Origin of the sequence: Streptomyces sp. NPDC060194, from assembly GCF_042728285.1 — a bacterium.
In the GTDB taxonomy this organism is placed as follows: Bacteria; Actinomycetota; Actinomycetes; order Streptomycetales; family Streptomycetaceae; genus Streptomyces.
This window is the reverse complement of record NZ_JBHWZH010000135.1, coordinates 1-15,097: the sequence shown is the minus strand read 5'-3', so window position 1 is coordinate 15,097 and position 15,097 is coordinate 1. Positions and strand designations below refer to the sequence as shown.

At 72.8% G+C, this 15,097-nt stretch carries 16 protein-coding genes; 9 read left to right on the top strand and 7 right to left on the bottom strand.

Going from position 1 to position 15,097, the window contains the following annotated elements; all coding sequences use genetic code 11:
• Positions 1-46: 46 nt before the first annotated feature.
• Positions 47-838, bottom strand: coding sequence for a metal-dependent hydrolase (locus ACFWEG_RS23705; RefSeq protein ID WP_387218583.1), 792 nt, complete (start codon positions 836-838; stop codon positions 47-49).
• A 75-nt stretch (positions 839-913) separates the two neighbouring features.
• On the opposite strand from ACFWEG_RS23705, the gene ACFWEG_RS23700 reads away from it, so the two are divergent.
• Together ACFWEG_RS23700 and ACFWEG_RS23695 are read left to right on the top strand one after the other, a co-directional pair.
• The gene (locus tag ACFWEG_RS23700; protein ID WP_387218581.1) at positions 914-3,487 is read left to right on the top strand and encodes a DEAD/DEAH box helicase; all 2,574 of its coding nucleotides are present in this window, start codon (positions 914-916) and stop codon (positions 3,485-3,487) included.
• A gap of 64 nt (positions 3,488-3,551) precedes the next feature.
• A complete protein-coding gene (locus ACFWEG_RS23695; protein ID WP_387218579.1) occupies positions 3,552-4,442 on the top strand; it encodes an acyl-CoA thioesterase in 891 nt (296 codons plus the stop codon).
• Here the strand turns inward: ACFWEG_RS23695 and ACFWEG_RS23690 are convergent.
• Together ACFWEG_RS23690 and ACFWEG_RS23685 are read right to left on the bottom strand one after the other, a co-directional pair.
• Positions 4,355-5,455, bottom strand: a complete 1,101-nt coding sequence (locus ACFWEG_RS23690; protein ID WP_387218576.1) for a DUF6397 family protein — start codon at positions 5,453-5,455, stop codon at positions 4,355-4,357. The genes ACFWEG_RS23695 and ACFWEG_RS23690 overlap by 88 nt on opposite strands.
• A gap of 127 nt (positions 5,456-5,582) precedes the next feature.
• Positions 5,583-5,990, bottom strand: a complete 408-nt coding sequence (locus tag ACFWEG_RS23685; RefSeq protein WP_387218574.1) for a roadblock/LC7 domain-containing protein — start codon at positions 5,988-5,990, stop codon at positions 5,583-5,585.
• Between the two features lie 74 nt (positions 5,991-6,064).
• Here ACFWEG_RS23685 and ACFWEG_RS23680 point away from each other — a divergent pair, with 74 nt between their 5' ends.
• Complete coding sequence (locus tag ACFWEG_RS23680) at positions 6,065-6,493, top strand: PPOX class F420-dependent oxidoreductase (protein ID WP_387218571.1); 429 nt, start codon at positions 6,065-6,067, stop codon at positions 6,491-6,493.
• Between the two features lie 96 nt (positions 6,494-6,589).
• On the opposite strand, the gene ACFWEG_RS23675 is transcribed toward ACFWEG_RS23680, so the two are convergent.
• Together ACFWEG_RS23675 and ACFWEG_RS23670 are read right to left on the bottom strand one after the other, a co-directional pair.
• Positions 6,590-7,198 carry an ATP/GTP-binding protein gene (locus ACFWEG_RS23675; protein ID WP_387218568.1) on the bottom strand — a complete coding sequence of 203 codons (609 nt, stop codon included), beginning with the start codon at positions 7,196-7,198 and terminating at the stop codon, positions 6,590-6,592.
• Positions 7,179-7,619, bottom strand: a complete 441-nt coding sequence (locus tag ACFWEG_RS23670; protein WP_387218566.1) for a DUF742 domain-containing protein — start codon at positions 7,617-7,619, stop codon at positions 7,179-7,181. The genes ACFWEG_RS23675 and ACFWEG_RS23670 overlap by 20 nt, the downstream gene beginning before the upstream one ends.
• Positions 7,620-7,851: 232 nt before the next feature.
• Between ACFWEG_RS23670 and ACFWEG_RS23665 the strand changes: the two genes are divergently transcribed.
• Together ACFWEG_RS23665 and ACFWEG_RS23660 are read left to right on the top strand one after the other, a co-directional pair.
• Entirely contained in the window at positions 7,852-8,439 is a 588-nt protein-coding gene (locus ACFWEG_RS23665; RefSeq protein ID WP_387218564.1) for a class I SAM-dependent methyltransferase, read from the top strand.
• Between the two features lie 29 nt (positions 8,440-8,468).
• A complete protein-coding gene (locus ACFWEG_RS23660; RefSeq protein ID WP_387218562.1) occupies positions 8,469-8,957 on the top strand; it encodes a glutathione peroxidase in 489 nt (162 codons plus the stop codon).
• 81 nt (positions 8,958-9,038) lie between these two features.
• Here the strand turns inward: ACFWEG_RS23660 and ACFWEG_RS23655 are convergent, their stop codons facing one another.
• Positions 9,039-10,265: an acyl-CoA dehydrogenase family protein gene (locus tag ACFWEG_RS23655; protein ID WP_387218559.1), complete on the bottom strand. Its 1,227-nt coding sequence runs from the start codon at positions 10,263-10,265 to the stop codon at positions 9,039-9,041.
• A gap of 153 nt (positions 10,266-10,418) precedes the next feature.
• On the opposite strand from ACFWEG_RS23655, the gene ACFWEG_RS23650 reads away from it, so the two are divergent.
• Positions 10,419-11,063, top strand: a complete 645-nt coding sequence (locus ACFWEG_RS23650) for a TetR family transcriptional regulator (protein WP_387218556.1) — start codon at positions 10,419-10,421, stop codon at positions 11,061-11,063.
• Positions 11,064-11,081: 18 nt separating this feature from the next.
• On the opposite strand, the gene def is transcribed toward ACFWEG_RS23650, so the two are convergent.
• Complete coding sequence (def, locus tag ACFWEG_RS23645) at positions 11,082-11,636, bottom strand: peptide deformylase (RefSeq protein ID WP_387218554.1); 555 nt, start codon at positions 11,634-11,636, stop codon at positions 11,082-11,084.
• Between the two features lie 165 nt (positions 11,637-11,801).
• On the opposite strand from def, the gene ACFWEG_RS23640 reads away from it, so the two are divergent.
• From ACFWEG_RS23640 to ACFWEG_RS23630, 3 genes are all read left to right on the top strand, one after another.
• Positions 11,802-13,040: a MurT ligase domain-containing protein gene (locus tag ACFWEG_RS23640; RefSeq protein ID WP_387218551.1), complete on the top strand. Its 1,239-nt coding sequence runs from the start codon at positions 11,802-11,804 to the stop codon at positions 13,038-13,040.
• Between the two features lie 18 nt (positions 13,041-13,058).
• A complete protein-coding gene (locus ACFWEG_RS23635) occupies positions 13,059-13,787 on the top strand; it encodes a type 1 glutamine amidotransferase (protein ID WP_387218548.1) in 729 nt (242 codons plus the stop codon).
• A 238-nt stretch (positions 13,788-14,025) separates the two neighbouring features.
• Positions 14,026-15,051, top strand: a complete 1,026-nt coding sequence (locus ACFWEG_RS23630) for a 6-phosphofructokinase (protein ID WP_387218545.1) — start codon at positions 14,026-14,028, stop codon at positions 15,049-15,051.
• The last annotated feature ends 46 nt before the right edge of the window (positions 15,052-15,097 follow it).

Sequence of the window (15,097 nt, the reverse complement as noted above, 5' to 3'; positions counted from 1 at the left end):
GGAAGAGGTGCTCGGGCAGGCCGGCGGTGCGGACGGCCCGAGCCGTTCATATGAGGTTGAGGGCGAAGACCCCGCCGACTCCGCCGGCCAGCATGAACAACGGCATCAGGACCTTGATCTCGACCCAGCTGCCGGCCCGGAACCGCATGAACTTCGGCGGCCCCAGCGGGTACCAGCGCTTCCGTCCGACGGGGATCGGCCACAGGACGGGGCAGCCGGAGACCGTCAGCGCGTCCCCGATGTCGTGCACCAGGGCGCCCAGCACGATCGGCAGCCCCAGCCACATGTACTCCTGGCCCGGCTGGTCGAAGTACCAGCTCGCGCCGTTGCCCGACCGGCTCAGGATGTCCGTGAGCAGCCAGGCCCCGGTCGCGCCGAGCAGCCAGACGAGTACGTCGCTGGAGACCCGCGCCGCCCGCCACAGCAGCCCCTCGACGGCGAGCACCAGGTGGACGAAGAGGAGGCCCAGGACGGCCCACCGGCCGCCGAGGACGGCCGCGGCCGAGCAGGCGGCGCCCATCAGGACGGCGAAGAGCCAGGTGTGGGTCAGGGTGCGGTGGCCGCCGGAACGGCTCGGGTCGCCCTTCTTCCGGGTCGCCTTGTACACGCTGAACGAGATCCGGTCGGTGATGCCGCACAGCGCCCGGGAGACGGGTCCGAAGGCGCGGGAGATCGTCGCCGACTTGTGGTCCAGGTCCGGCGCGAGCGCGGCGCCCGCGCTGACCAGTGCACCGACGACGAGCACGGGCCACGGCATGGTGTGACCGGTGGCGGCCGCCAGCGCGCCCGCGCCGAGCCAGGCCGCGGCCCCCGACAGTGAGTGTGCCGGACCCATCATGATGCGCTCCCCGCCCCCGATGTCGCTGATCCCGGAGCCCACTTGACGTCCGGTCGACGGCCCAGCGTAGCCGTCGTGATCTTCGTGCCGCCGTCCGGTTCTCCGATCGGGTCCGAGGGCAGGCAAGATGGGGGTGTGACCCTTATCGATCAGCTGCCGCCGGACGCCGACCCCGATGCCCTCTTCGAGGCCTTCTCCTCGTGGACCGAGGAGCGCGGGATCACGCTCTATCCGGCTCAGGAGGAGGCGCTGATGGAGGTGGTCACGGGGGCCAACGTCATCCTCTCCACCCCTACCGGGTCCGGCAAGAGCCTGGTCGCGGCGGGCGCGCACTTCGCCGCGCTCGCCCAGGACAAGGTCACCTTCTACACCGCGCCGATCAAGGCGCTGGTGTCGGAGAAGTTCTTCGACCTGTGCAAGTTGTTCGGCACCGAGAACGTCGGGATGCTGACCGGCGACGCCTCCGTGAACGCCGACGCCCCGGTCATCTGCTGCACCGCCGAGGTGCTCGCCTCGATCGCGCTGCGCGACGGCAAGGACGCGGACGTCGGCCAGGTCGTGATGGACGAGTTCCACTTCTACGCCGAGGGCGACCGCGGCTGGGCCTGGCAGATCCCGATCCTGGAGCTGCCGCAGGCGCAGTTCGTGCTGATGTCGGCGACGCTCGGCGACGTCTCGATGTTCGAGAAGGACCTGACCCGCAGGACCGGCCGGCCCACCGCCGTCGTGCGCTCCGCGACCCGGCCGGTGCCGCTGAGCTACGAGTACCGGCTCACGCCGATCACCGAGACGCTGACCGAGCTGCTCGACACCCGGCAGTCGCCGGTCTACATCGTGCACTTCACCCAGGCGCAGGCCGTCGAGCGGGCGCAGTCGCTGATGAGCATCAACATGTGCTCCCGCGAGGAGAAGGACCGGATCGCCGACCTGATCGGCAACTTCCGGTTCACCACGACCTTCGGCCGCAACCTCTCCCGCTACGTGCGGCACGGCATCGGCGTGCACCACGCGGGGATGCTGCCGAAGTACCGGCGGCTGGTGGAGAAGCTCGCCCAGGCCGGTCTGCTCAAGGTGATCTGCGGTACGGACACCCTCGGCGTCGGCGTCAACGTGCCCATCCGCACGGTGTTGTTCACCGCGCTGACCAAGTACGACGGCACCCGGGTGCGCACCCTGCGGGCCCGGGAGTTCCACCAGATCGCCGGTCGGGCCGGCCGGGCCGGCTTCGACACCGCGGGCTTCGTGGTGGCGCAGGCGCCCGAGCACGTGGTGGAGAACGAGAAGGCGCTGGCGAAGGCGGGCGACGACCCGAAGAAGCGCCGCAAGGTGGTCCGCAAGAAGGCGCCGGAGGGGTTCGTCGCCTGGACGGAGAACACCTTCGATAAGCTCATCGGCTCCGAACCCGAGCCGCTGACGTCCCGGTTCCGGGTCACCCACACCATGCTCCTGTCGGTCATCGCCCGGCCGGGCAACGCCTTCGAGGCGATGCGCAAGCTCCTGGAGGACAACCACGAGCCGCGCAAGGCCCAGCTGCGGCACATCCGCCGGGCCATCGCCATCTACCGCTCGCTGGTCGACGGCGGGGTCGTCGAACGGCTCGAGACGCCCGACGCGGAGGGGCGCATCGTCCGCCTCACGGTGGACCTGCAGCAGAACTTCGCCCTCAACCAGCCGCTGTCCACGTTCGCGCTCGCCGCGTTCGACCTCCTGGACCCCGAATCGCCGTCCTACGCCCTGGACATGGTCTCGGTGGTGGAGTCGACGCTGGACGACCCCCGGCAGATCCTGGCCGCGCAGCAGAACAAGGCGCGCGGCGAGGCGGTCGCGCTCATGAAGGCCGACGGCGTCGAGTACGAGGAGCGGATGGAGCGGCTCCAGGACGTCACCTACCCCAAGCCGCTGGAGGAGCTGCTCCTCCACGCCTACAACGTCTACCGCAAGAGCCACCCCTGGGTCGGCGACCACCCGCTGTCCCCGAAGTCCGTCATCCGGGACATGTACGAGCGGGCGATGACGTTCGCCGAGCTGACCTCGCACTACGAGCTGGCGCGCACCGAGGGCATCGTGCTCCGGTACCTGGCGAGCGCGTACAAGGCGCTGGAGCACACCGTCCCCGACGACCTGAAGTCGGAGGACCTGGAGGACCTCATCGCCTGGCTCGGCGAGCTGGTGCGGCAGGTCGACTCCAGCCTGCTCGACGAGTGGGAGCAGCTGGCCAACCCCGAGCTGGAGACGGCCGAGCAGGCGCAGGAGAAGGCCGACGAGGTCAAGCCGGTCACGGCCAACCAGCGCGCGTTCCGGGTCCTGGTCCGCAACGCCATGTTCCGCCGGGTGGAGCTCGCCGCGCTCGACAACGTGGCCGCCCTCGGCGAGCTGGACGCCGAGTCCGGCTGGGACGAGGACGCCTGGGCCGAGGCCATGGACGGCTACTGGGACGAGTACGACGACCTCGGCACCGGCCCCGACGCCCGCGGACCGAAGCTGCTGCGGATCGAGGAGCGGCCCGCGGACCGGCTGTGGCGCGTCCGGCAGACCTTCGCCGACCCCGACGGCGACCATGACTGGGGCATCAGCGCCGAGGTCGACCTGACCGCCTCGGACGCCGAGGGCCGCGCGGTCGTGCGGGTCACGTCCGTCGGCCAGCTCTGAGCCCTTCCACCCCACCGACCCTCCTCCGTTCTTCGGGCCACCCCTCAGGAGCAGCGAACCACCCATGACCAATCCCGCCGAGCAACTCGTCGACCTCCTCGACCTGGAGCAGATCGAGGTCGACATCTTCCGCGGCCACAGCCCCGAGGAGTCCCTGCAGCGGGTCTTCGGCGGGCAGGTGGCCGGCCAGGCCCTGGTCGCGGCCGGCCGCACCACCGACGGCGCGCGCCCGGTGCACTCGCTGCACGCGTACTTCCTGCGCCCGGGCCGTCCCGGGGTGCCGATCGTGTACCAGGTCGAGCGGGTCAGGGACGGCCGCTCCTTCACCACCCGCCGGGTCACCGCGATCCAGCAGGGCCGCACGATCTTCAATCTCACCGCCTCCTTCCACCGTCCCGAGGAGGCCGGTTTCGAGCACCAGCTCCCGCCCCGCCTCGACTTCCCCGACCCCGAGTCCCTCCCCGCTGTCGCCGACGAGATCCGCGCCCACCTCGGGGCGATGCCCGAGGCGCTGGAGCGGATGGCCCGCCGGATGGCCTTCGACCTCCGCTACGTCGACCGGCTGCGCTGGACCCGGGAGGAGCTCAAGGACGCGGACCCGCGCAGCGCGGTGTGGATGCGCGCCGTCGCCCCGCTCGGCGACGACCCGCTGGTGCACACCTGCGCCCTCACCTACGCCAGCGACATGACGCTCCTGGACGCCGTGCGCATCCCCGTCGAGCCGCTCTGGGGCCCGCGCGGCTTCGACATGGCCTCCCTCGACCACGCGATGTGGTTCCACCGCCCGTTCCGGGCCGACGAGTGGTTCCTGTACGACCAGGAGTCCCCCATCGCCGTGGGCGGCCGGGGCCTCGCCCGGGGCCGCATCTACGACCGCGAGGGCCGGCTCCTCGTCTCCGTCGTGCAGGAGGGGCTCTTCCGGCCGATCGAGCGGGGTGGCCCGGGCGGCGCGTAGCGCCCGACGAGGGGCTGTCTGCGCGCCCTGCGCAACAGGCCCAGCAGGCCGGAGGAGGAGCGGGCCGGTGCCGGCATTCGGGCGGCGCCCGCCGGCACCGGCTCAGGCGCGGACAACGGCGGCGCCGCCTCGGGCCGGGGCGCCGGCGGGGCTTCGGACGTCTCGCGGCCGAGCTGCTCCCGGTGCGCACCGGCCGGTCCGTCACCGGCGTCCACAGGCGCGGGCGGGCTCTCGGGCAGGGCGGCCGCCTCGGCTTCCCTGAGGACCTGCAGGCGCAGGCCGATCACGGTGCGGGCCCACAGGAGCTCCTCGCGGTCCTCGGCGAGGAACAGCCGGCGGGCGGTGTCGCCCGTGGACGTCTCCGAGCGGCCCGGCACGAGGCGCGGCCGAAGCTCGCGCAGCCGCTTGCGGTCGATCGGGTCCCGGGCGACCAGGGCGAGGGCCTCCGCGTCCAGCATCGCCGCCATGACCGCGGCGGTGTGCCAGGGGTCGTCCGAGCGGTTCAGGAGCTGCCCGGCGCGGCGCTGCCGCCAGGATCGGGGCCTTCCGTCGTGCCCCGTGTCCAGCTTCTCGCGCATGGGGGTGGGCAGTCGGCCGGTGAGCAACTCGGGGTGCTCGGCGGCGAAGGCCTCCAGCTCCCGGGCCAGGTAGAGCCACACGACGGCTCCGTAGCGGTTGCAGTAGAAGGAGACCGGTTCGAGGCAGCCGAGGCGGGCCAGCTTGGCGAACCGGGCCGGGGTGACGCCCATGGCGTCGGCGCCCTCCGCGGTGCCGACGGTGCGGATGCCCTCCCGCAGGCCGTCGGGGAAGTCCGGGTCGGCGCGCACCCTGGCCACCTCGGCGCGTGCCACCTTCGGCCGTCCGCTCGTCCACGGTTCGGCGCGGATCCGCCCGAGGTCGATCGCGAGCTCCAACTCGCCGGTGCCGAGGCCCAGTTCTCCGGCCGCGCGGCCCGCGCTCAGCAGCGTCCGGCCGGCCTGTGCCCCGCTGTCGTTCCTGGTTCCGATCGTCATGGCGTTCCTCCCGCGACTCGCTGACCACTCTCGGTGACGACCGTAGGCCGGAGTGGCAACACCTGCCGGAGGTTGTGGGCCGAGCCGCCCCTGTGGACAACTCGGCCCCCCGCGAGGGTGACGCCGCTCAGAGGTCGGCGGCCGCCCCGGGCCGCCGCGCGCCGACGGTGAGATGCTCGCCGACCCGGTTCACGAGCAGCGTCATCTCGTAGGCGACCTGGCCGATGTCGGCCTCGGCGGCGCTGAGCAGGCACAGGCAGCTGCCGTCCCCGGCGGCGGTGACGAACAGGACGGCGTCGTCGAACTCGATCATGGTCTGCCGGACCCGGCCCGCCCCGAAGTGCCGCCCCGAGCCCTTCGCCAGGCTGTGCAGGCCCGAGGAGACCGCGGCCAGGTGCTCGGCGTCCTCGCGGGCCAGGGACGAACTGGCCCCGGTCACCAGGCCGTCGTCGGACAGCACCAGCGCGTGCCGGACGTGCGGGACCCGCTGGGTGAGATCGTCGAGCAACCAGCCGAGTCCGGATGCCTGGTTCATGTTCCGCCCCTCCCCGCTCCTGTGGTGCCGCCAGCCTTCACCACGAAGGGCCTCCGGGCAACCAGGATGGGGGCATGGCACAGAAGATGAACCGGGAACAGTGGCGGTCCTTCGTCAGCGAGGGCACCCGTACCGCCAAACTCACCACCGTGCGCGCCGACGGGAGCCCGCACGTCGCCCCCGTCTGGTTCCTCCTCGACGGCGACGACCTCGTGTTCAACACCGGCAGGGACACCGTCAAGGGCCGCAACCTCGCCCGCGACGGCCGGGTGGCGGTCTGCGTGGACGACGACCGGCCGCCGTTCTCCTTCGTGGTGCTCCAGGGCCGGGCGGAGCTGAGCGAGGACCTCGCCGAGGTGCGGACGTGGGCGGCTCGCATCGGCGGCCGGTACATGGGGGCGGACCGGGCGGAGGAGTTCGGGGAGCGGAACGGCGTGCCCGGCGAGCTGCTCGTGCGGGTCAGGATCGACAAGGTGCTGGCGATGGCGGACGTCGCCGACTGACCGTCTCGGCGCCCCACCGGGGCGGGCAGCCGCACCGCCCCCTCAGCCGCGGTGACCCCGTCAGCCGCCGTACTCCCGTCAGCCCCACCGACCCCGTCAGCCACCCACCGAGTCGAGCAGCCGGGCGGTGTGCATCCGCCCGGCGTACTCGACGAGCCGGACCAGCACCTCCTTGCCGGAGTCGCGGTCCCGCGCGTCGCAGAGCACCACCGGGGTGCCCCGCTCCAGGTCCAGTGCGCGGGAGACGTCCGTGGCCCCGTAACCGCGCGCGCCCGCGAAGCAGTTCACGGCGACCACGAAGGGGATGCGGCGGCGCTCGAAGTAGTCCACGGCGGGGAAGCAGTCCTCGAGCCGGCGGGTGTCCGCGAGGACCACCGCGCCCAGCGCCCCGTGCGACAACTCGTCCCACAGGAACCAGAACCGGTCCTGCCCGGGGGTGCCGAACAGGTACAGCGAGAGCCCGGGGCGGATGGTGATGCGGCCGAAGTCCATGGCCACGGTGGTCGACGTCTTGCGGTCGACGCCTGAGGTGTCGTCGACGTGCTCGCCGGCCTCGCTGAGGTGCTCCTCGGTGCGCAGCGGGCGTATCTCGCTCAGCGCTCCGACCAGCGTGGTCTTGCCCACCCCGAAGCCGCCGGCGACCAGGATCTTGAGCGCGAGGACGCCCGCGTCCCCGTCGGCGTCGTCAGAGCGCTCGGAGTCCATCGATGACCTCCATCAGGATCGCTTCGTCGAAGAGGCGCGCGGCCGGCGCGACCGCGTGGACGGTGACGTGCCCGGACGCCACCAGGTCGCTCACCAGGACCCGGACCGCACCCGCCGGCAGGTCGGACTCCGCGGCCAGTTCCGCGAGCGCTCGGGGGCCGTGGGCGCACAACCGCAGCAGGGCCAGGTGCTCCGATCCCAGGACGGCGCCGTCGGCCGGCCCCGCGCCGGGCTCGCGGGCGGCGACCGACGCGACCAGATCGAGGGCGGCGGCCTCCGGAGCGGGTTCCGTGACGGCTCTCGTGGCGGCGTACGGCCGGATCAGCGGGCCGGCGTCGGCGTCGTACCACTGGCCGCCGCCGGTTGCGGAGGGGGCGTCGCCGGTGGACGTCCGGCTGCCGCCGGTCACGGGTGGGGCCATCGCGTTCCCCCTGCCATCGCGCGTCCCCTGTCGTCGTGAGTCCGGCGGTCCCGTGGCTCCCATGGGTCAGGGACGCTAGTACCGAGCGGGGCACGTCCTGGGGGCGCTGTTCGAAAACCTCCGGGACCGGCGCATCGAGCCCGCTTTCGCGCGCGGAAGGGATCGCCGTGCTTCCGGAACCGCCCACAGGGCCGGGTCGTCGACCGTCCAGGGGTGCGGAATCATGGCGCGCATGAGCGAAGACCGCACCCGCGTCCAGGAGTTCTTCGGGTCCCGTGCCGCCGCGTGGGACACCCGCTTCCCTGACGACGGCCCCGCCTACGAGGCCGCGATCGAGCAGTCGGGTCTGCGGCCGGGAGACCGCGTCCTGGACGCCGGCTGCGGGACGGGGCGTGCACTGCCCGCCCTCAGGGAGGCGGTCGGCCCGTCCGGCGTGGTGGTCGGCGTCGACGTCACCCCCGAGATGCTCGCGGCGGCGGTCCGCGCGGCCGGCCTCGTGCTGGCGGACGTGGGGCGGCTGCCGTTGCGCAGCGGGTCCTTGGACGCGGTCTTCGGCGCCGGTCTCGTCTCGCATCTCGCCCGGCCCGTCGAGGACCTCGCGGAGCTGGCGCGGGTCGTCCGGCCGGGCGGCCTGCTCGCCCTCTTCCACCCCGTCGGCCGGGCCGCCCTCGCCGCCCGGCACGGCCGCCCGCTCACCCCGGACGACCTGCGGGCCGAACCCCGGCTGCGGCCCGTGCTCTCCGCGGCGGGCTGGCATCTGACGTCCTACACGGACGAGGACGACCGCTTCCTCGCGCTCGCCGTCCGCCGCGACGCCTGAGGACGGCCGTAGCGTGAGACGCTGACCGCATGACCCTCTACGACATCCCCCTGCGCACCCTCACCGGCGAACCCACCACGCTCGGCGCGTTCAAGGGCAACGCGGTCCTGCTCGTCAACGTCGCCTCCAAGTGCGGTCTCACCCCGCAGTACGAGGGCCTGGAGCGCCTCCAGCAGACCTACGGCCCGCGCGGCTTCACCGTCGTGGGCGCGCCCTGCAACCAGTTCGGCGGGCAGGAGCCGGGCACCGCCGAGGAGATCCGGACGTTCTGCTCGACCACCTACGGGGCGACGTTCCCGCTCCTGGAGAAGCTGGACGTCAACGGTGACGACCGGCACCCGCTGTACGCGGAGCTGACCCGGCACGCGGACGCGGAGGGCGAGGCGGGAGACATTCAATGGAACTTCGAAAAGTTCATGATCAGCCCTACCGGTGAGATCGTCGGCCGGTTCCGGCCGGCCACCGAGCCTGAGGCACCGGAGGTCATCGCCTCCATCGAGGCCCAGCTCCCCGCCTGAGCCGGCGACGGCACCAGGACAGCGCACTGCCCCGTACTCTCTCCCACAAGAGGACGGGGCAGCGCGGTTCGGGGGACGCGATCAGCGGATCGGCAGTCCGGACAGGGTGCGGGCGATGACCAGCCGCTGGATCTCGCTCGTCCCTTCGAAAATCGTATAAATGGCGGCGTCGCGGTGCATCCGCTCCACCGGGTACTCGCGGGTGTAGCCGTTGCCGCCGAGGATCTGGAGCGCCTGCGCGGTGACCTTCTTCGCGGTCTCGCTCGCGTACAGCTTGGACATCGAGCCCTCGGCCGAGGTGAAGGGCTTGCCCGTGGTGGCCATCCAGGAGGCGCGCCAGACGAGGAGCCGGGCGGCGTCGACCTGGGTGCGCATGTCGGCGAGCTGGAAGGCGACGCCCTGGTTGTCGATGATGGGCCGGCCGAACTGGGTGCGCGTCTTCGCGTACTCCAGGGCCTCCTCGTAGGCGGCGCGGGCGGTGCCCACGGCCATGGCGCCGACGGCGGGCCGGGATGCCTCGAAGGTGGCCATGGCGGCGTTCTTCACGCGCTCCCCGCCGGCCTTGACGCGCTCCCGGGCGCGGGCGAGGCGCTCGTCGAGCTTCTCCTTGCCGCCGAGCAGGCAGTGACCCGGCAGCCGGACGTCCTCCAGGACGACCTCCGCGGTGTGCGAGGCGCGGATGCCGTGCTTCTTGAACTTCTGCCCCTGGGACAGGCCCTTGGTGTGCGGCGGGACGATGAAGGAGGCGTGGCCCTTGGAGCCCAGCTCGGGGTCGACGACCGCGACGACGACGTGGACGTTGGCGATGCCGCCGTTCGTGGCCCAGGTCTTGGTGCCGTTGAGGACCCACTCGTCGGTGGCCTCCTCGTAGACCGCGCGGGTGCGCATCGCGGAGACGTCGGAGCCCGCGTCGGGCTCGGAGGAGCAGAAGGCGGCGACCTTGACGTCGGCGGCGTCGCCGTACATCTGGGGGATCCAGGTGCCGATCTGCTCCTCGGTGCCGTTGGCGAGCACGCCCACGGCGGCGAGGCCGGTGCCGACGATGGACAGGCCGATGCCCGCGTCGCCCCAGAAGAGCTCCTCCATGGCCACCGGGATACCGAGGCCGCTGGGGTCGAAGTACTGCTGGGCGTAGAAGTCGAGGGAGTAGATGCCGACCTTCGCGGCCTCCTGGATGATCGGCCAGGGGGTTTCCTCGCGCTCGTCCCACTCGGCCGCCGCGGGGCGGATCACCTCGGCCGCGAACCCGTGGAGCCAGTCGCGGATCTCCCGCTGCCCTTCGTTCAGCTCCATGGTGAACTCCGCCATGCCGTGCCCCTCCCCGAACCATTACCTTCAGTAACGAGAGTCTGTTACCCGCTGGTAAACGCTGTCAACTCCCCCGCCTGTTCGATGTGCTGTCCGAGCGGGGTGTTACGTTTCGCGGTGCGTCACTGAATCACAGGGGTGGGAGAGCCGGGCATGGAGTCCACACAGCAGTCCGACCAGGCGCGGTCGGCCGAGCACAGACGGCGGGAGCTCCTGGAGGCCGCCGACCGCGTGGTGCTGCGTGACGGCCCCGGCGCCTCGATGAACGCGATCGCGGCCGAGGCCGGGATCACCAAGCCGATCCTCTACCGCCACTTCGGTGACAAGGGCGGGCTCTACCGGGCTCTGGCGCAGCGTCACACGGACGCGCTCCTGGGCGCCCTGCGGGCCGCCCTCGACGCGCCGGCGGACCGCCGGCAGCGGGTCGAGGCGACGCTGGACACCTACCTCGCCGCGATCGAGGCGCGTCCGCAGGTCTACCGCTTCCTGATGCACCCCACCGACACCGCCGCCGGGGACGAGCAGAAGATCGACGTCGGTCCGCACACCGCGCCGCTGCTGCGGCGGCTCGGCGAGGAGCTGGCGAAGGTGATCGCCGAGCGCGTCGACCTGAGCCCGGAGGGCGAGGTCTGGGCGCGGGTCTGGGGCCACGGCATCGTCGGCATGATGTTCGCGGCGGGCGACTGGTGGCTCGGCGAACGGCCCTGCGACCGCAAGGAGCTGGTGCGCAGTCTGGCGGACCTGCTGTGGGGCCGGCTGGCCGTGGCGGCCGACCGGGAGGGCGGACCGGGCTTCTGAGCCCGGCCGCGCCCGCGCTCACCGCCCGGCGGCCGCACGCCCCCAGGACGTCCGGCCCGCCGCGCGCAGCGCCCTGCGCCGCCGCAGACCCGTGAGGCGGTCGGTGTAGACGAGGCCCTCCAGGTGGTCGCACTCGTGCTGGAGGCACCGTGCGAAGAAGCCCGTCCCGGCGACCGTCACCGGCGCGCCGTCGACCGTGACGCCCTCGACCACCGCGTGGTCGTGGCGCGGGGTCCCCGCCTCGATGCCCGGCAGCGACAGGCACCCCTCGGGCCCTCGGTAGGCGCCTCCGTCGGCCGCCACCAGCCGCGGGTTGACCACATGGCCCAGATGGCGGCGTTCCTCGTCGTCCGGGCAGTCGTACACGAACACCCGCAGCGGGACGCCGATCTGGTTCGCGGCGAGCCCGACCCCCCGGGCGGCGTACATCGTCGCGAACATGTCCTCGACGAGCGCGGCCAGCGAGGGCCCGAAGTCGGTGACGTCCTCGCACGGCGTGTGCAGCTCCGTCGCCCCGAGCAGACTCATGGGCCGGACCCGTCCGGAACTGCCGGGGATCGTCGTGTGTGGCATGGCGGCAAGACTACGTTCCTTGTGACGTGCGGGTTTCCGCGGGCGCCGGAGCGCGGCTCGCCGCGGGGAACCTGAGGAGCCGCAGTTCAGGACCGCGGGCTACTGTCGATAGGCTGAGGCCGGAGCCGAGGCCGCAGAGCCGGGACGCAAGGAGGATCAGGGACGATGGCAGGCAACACAGACCCGCTGTCGCCGCGGGCCAAGCTGGCCGTGACGGCAGGCAAGGCGGTCGCGGCGGCATCGCGCGCGGCGGGCCGAGGCAGCGGTTCGGTGATCGGCGGCCGGGTGGCGCTCAAGCTCGACCCCGACCTGCTCGGCCGGCTCGCCCAGCACCTGGACGTGGTCCTGGTGTCGGCGACGAACGGGAAGACCACGACGACCCGGCTGATCGCCGAGGCGCTGCGGGCCAGCGGCCCGGTGGTGTCCAACGCGCTCGGCGCGAACATGCCCGCGGGCATCACCTCCGCGCTGGCCGGTGGCTCCGACGCCCGCTTCGGCGTGATCGAGGTCGACGAGAAGTACCTGGCCGGCGTCGCCCGCGACGTGACCCCCAAGGCGATCGCGCTGCTCAACCTCTCGCGCGACCAGCTCGACCGCGCCGCCGAGACCCGCATGCTGGCGGAGCACTGGCGCGAGGGCCTGTCCGGCTCGAAGGCCGTCGTCGTCGCCAACGCCGACGACCCGCTGGTGGTCTGGGCCGCGTCCTCCTCGCCGAACGTGGTGTGGGTGGCGGCCGGTCAGGAGTGGAAGGACGACGCCTGGTCGTGCCCCTCCTGCGGCGGTGTCATGCAACGCCCGGGCGAGGACTGGTTCTGCGGCGAGTGCGGCTTCCGCCGCCCCACCCCGAGCTGGGCGCTGACGGGCGATCACGTCCTCGACCCGCACGGTTCGGCCTGGCCGATCCACCTCCAGCTCCCCGGCCGGGCGAACAAGGCCAACGCGACCACCTCCGCCGCCGTCGCCGCCGTCTTCGGCGTGCCCCCGCAGGTCGCCCTGGAGCGCATGTACCAGGTGCAGGCCGTCGCGGGCCGCTACGACGTGGTGCAGTACCAGGGCCGCGACCTGCGGCTGCTGCTCGCGAAGAACCCGGCCGGCTGGCTGGAGACGTTCTCGCTCATCGACCCGCCGCCCACCCCGGTGATCCTGGCGGTCAACGCCCGCGGCGCCGACGGCACGGACACCTCCTGGCTGTGGGACGTCGACTACACCCGGCTGGCCGGTCACCCGATCGCCGTCATCGGCGACCGCCGGCTCGACCTCGCCGTCCGGCTGGAGGTCGCGGGCCTGGACTTCCAGGTCTTCGACACCGTCGACGAGGCGGTCGCCCGGTCCGCGCCCGGCCGGATCGAGATGATCGGCAACTACACCGCCTTCCAGGACGTCCGCCGCCGCGTCGGCAACTGACCGCTGAGGATGACGAAGATGAGTGACAACAGCCTGCGCCTGGTGTGGGTCTACCCCGACCTGCTGAGCACCTACGGCGACCAGGGCAACGCGCTGGTCGTCGAGCGCCGCGCCCGCCAGCGCGGCCTGGACGTCGCGCGGCTCGACGTGCGCAGCGACCAGCCGATCCCGACCTCCGGCGACATCTACCTGATCGGCGGCGGCGAGGACCGCCCGCAGCGTCTGGCCGCCGAGCGGCTGCGGCGCGACGGCGGGCTCTCCCGCGCCGTCTCCAACGGGGCGATCGTGTTCTCGGTCTGCGCCGGCTACCAGATCCTCGGCCACGAGTTCATCAACGACCTCGGCGAGCGCGAGCCGGGTCTCGGCCTGCTCGACGTGGTCAGCACCCGCGGCGAGGGCGAGCGGTGCGTCGGCGACGTCCTCGCCGACATCGACTCCCCGCTCGGGCTGCCGCAGCTGACCGGCTTCGAGAACCACCAGGGCATCACCCACCTGGGCCCGTCCGCCAAGCCGTTCGCACACGTGCGGATGGGCAAGGGCAACGGCACCGGGGACGGCACCGAGGGCGCGTACAACGACACGGTGTTCGGCACGTACATGCACGGTCCGGTCCTCGCGCGGAACCCGCTGATCGCGGACCTGCTGCTGAAGCTGGCGCTGGACGTGAACGCGCTGCCGCCCACCGACGACCGCTGGTACGAGGCGCTGCGGGCCGAGCGGATCGCGTCGGCCACCCAGCCCGCCTGAACCGAGGGCACCCAGCCCGCCCCACCGGAGGCCGTCCGCTCTCCTCGACGGAGGGCCGCCCGCCCGCCTGCGCCCAGGGCCGCCCGCCCGAACCGCCGGCGAACGGCGGGCGGCGGGCGGGGGTCCGTCACCTGGACGCCGCCCCGGCCCCGCCCGGGCCGCCGGTAGGCTGGCGGGGACACCAGCCGGACGACGTGGTCCGGTCCCCCCGCCCCACGTTGCAAAGGTATTTCGGGCCATGCGCATTGGTGTGCTCACCTCCGGCGGCGACTGCCCCGGGCTGAACGCCGTCATCCGTTCCGTCGTCCACCGCGCCGTCGTCGACCACGGCGACGAGGTGATCGGCTTCCACGACGGGTGGAAGGGCCTCCTGGAGTGCGACTACCGCAAGCTCGACCTCGACGCCGTGGGCGGCATCCTCGCCCGTGGCGGAACGATTCTGGGGTCCTCCCGGGTCCAGCCCGCGCATCTGCGTGACGGCGTCGAGCGGGCCCGGGGCCACGTACGCGACCTCGGCCTCGACGCGATCATCCCGATCGGCGGCGAGGGCACCCTCAAGGCCGCCCGGCTGCTCTCGGACAACGGCCTGCCCATCGTCGGGGTGCCCAAGACCATCGACAACGACATCGCCTCCACGGACGTCACCTTCGGCTTCGACACGGCCGTCGGCGTCGCCACCGAGGCGCTCGACCGGCTGAAGACGACCGCGGAGTCGCACCAGCGGGTCCTGGTCGTCGAGGTCATGGGGCGGCACACCGGCTGGATCGCCCTGCACTCGGGGATGGCCGCCGGCGCGCACGCGATCGTGGTCCCGGAGCGGCCCTTCGACATCGCCGAGCTGGCGGAGCGGGTCGGCCAGCGGTTCGCGGCCGGCAAGAAGTTCGCGATCGTCGTCGCCGCCGAGGGCGCGAAGCCGCGCGAGGGCACCATGCCGTTCGACGAGGGCGTCCGCGACGTCTACGGCCACGAGCGGTTCGCGGGGATCGGGAGCCGGCTCTCCACCGAGCTGGAGGCGCGCCTCGGCAAGGAGGCCCGCCCGGTGATCCTCGGGCACGTCCAGCGCGGCGGGACCCCCACCGCCTACGACCGCGTTCTCGCGACCCGGTTCGGCTGGCACGCGGTGGAGGCGGCGCACCGCGGCGAGTTCGGCATGCTGACCGCGCTGCGCGGCACGGACATCGTCATGGTGCCGCTCGCCGAGGCCGTGGAGACCCTCAAGACGGTCCCCGCCGAGCGCTACGCCGAGGCCGAGACCGTCCTCTAGGGAGACGCGCGTACCTATGGAGCCGCCCCCGGCCGCAGTGACGGCC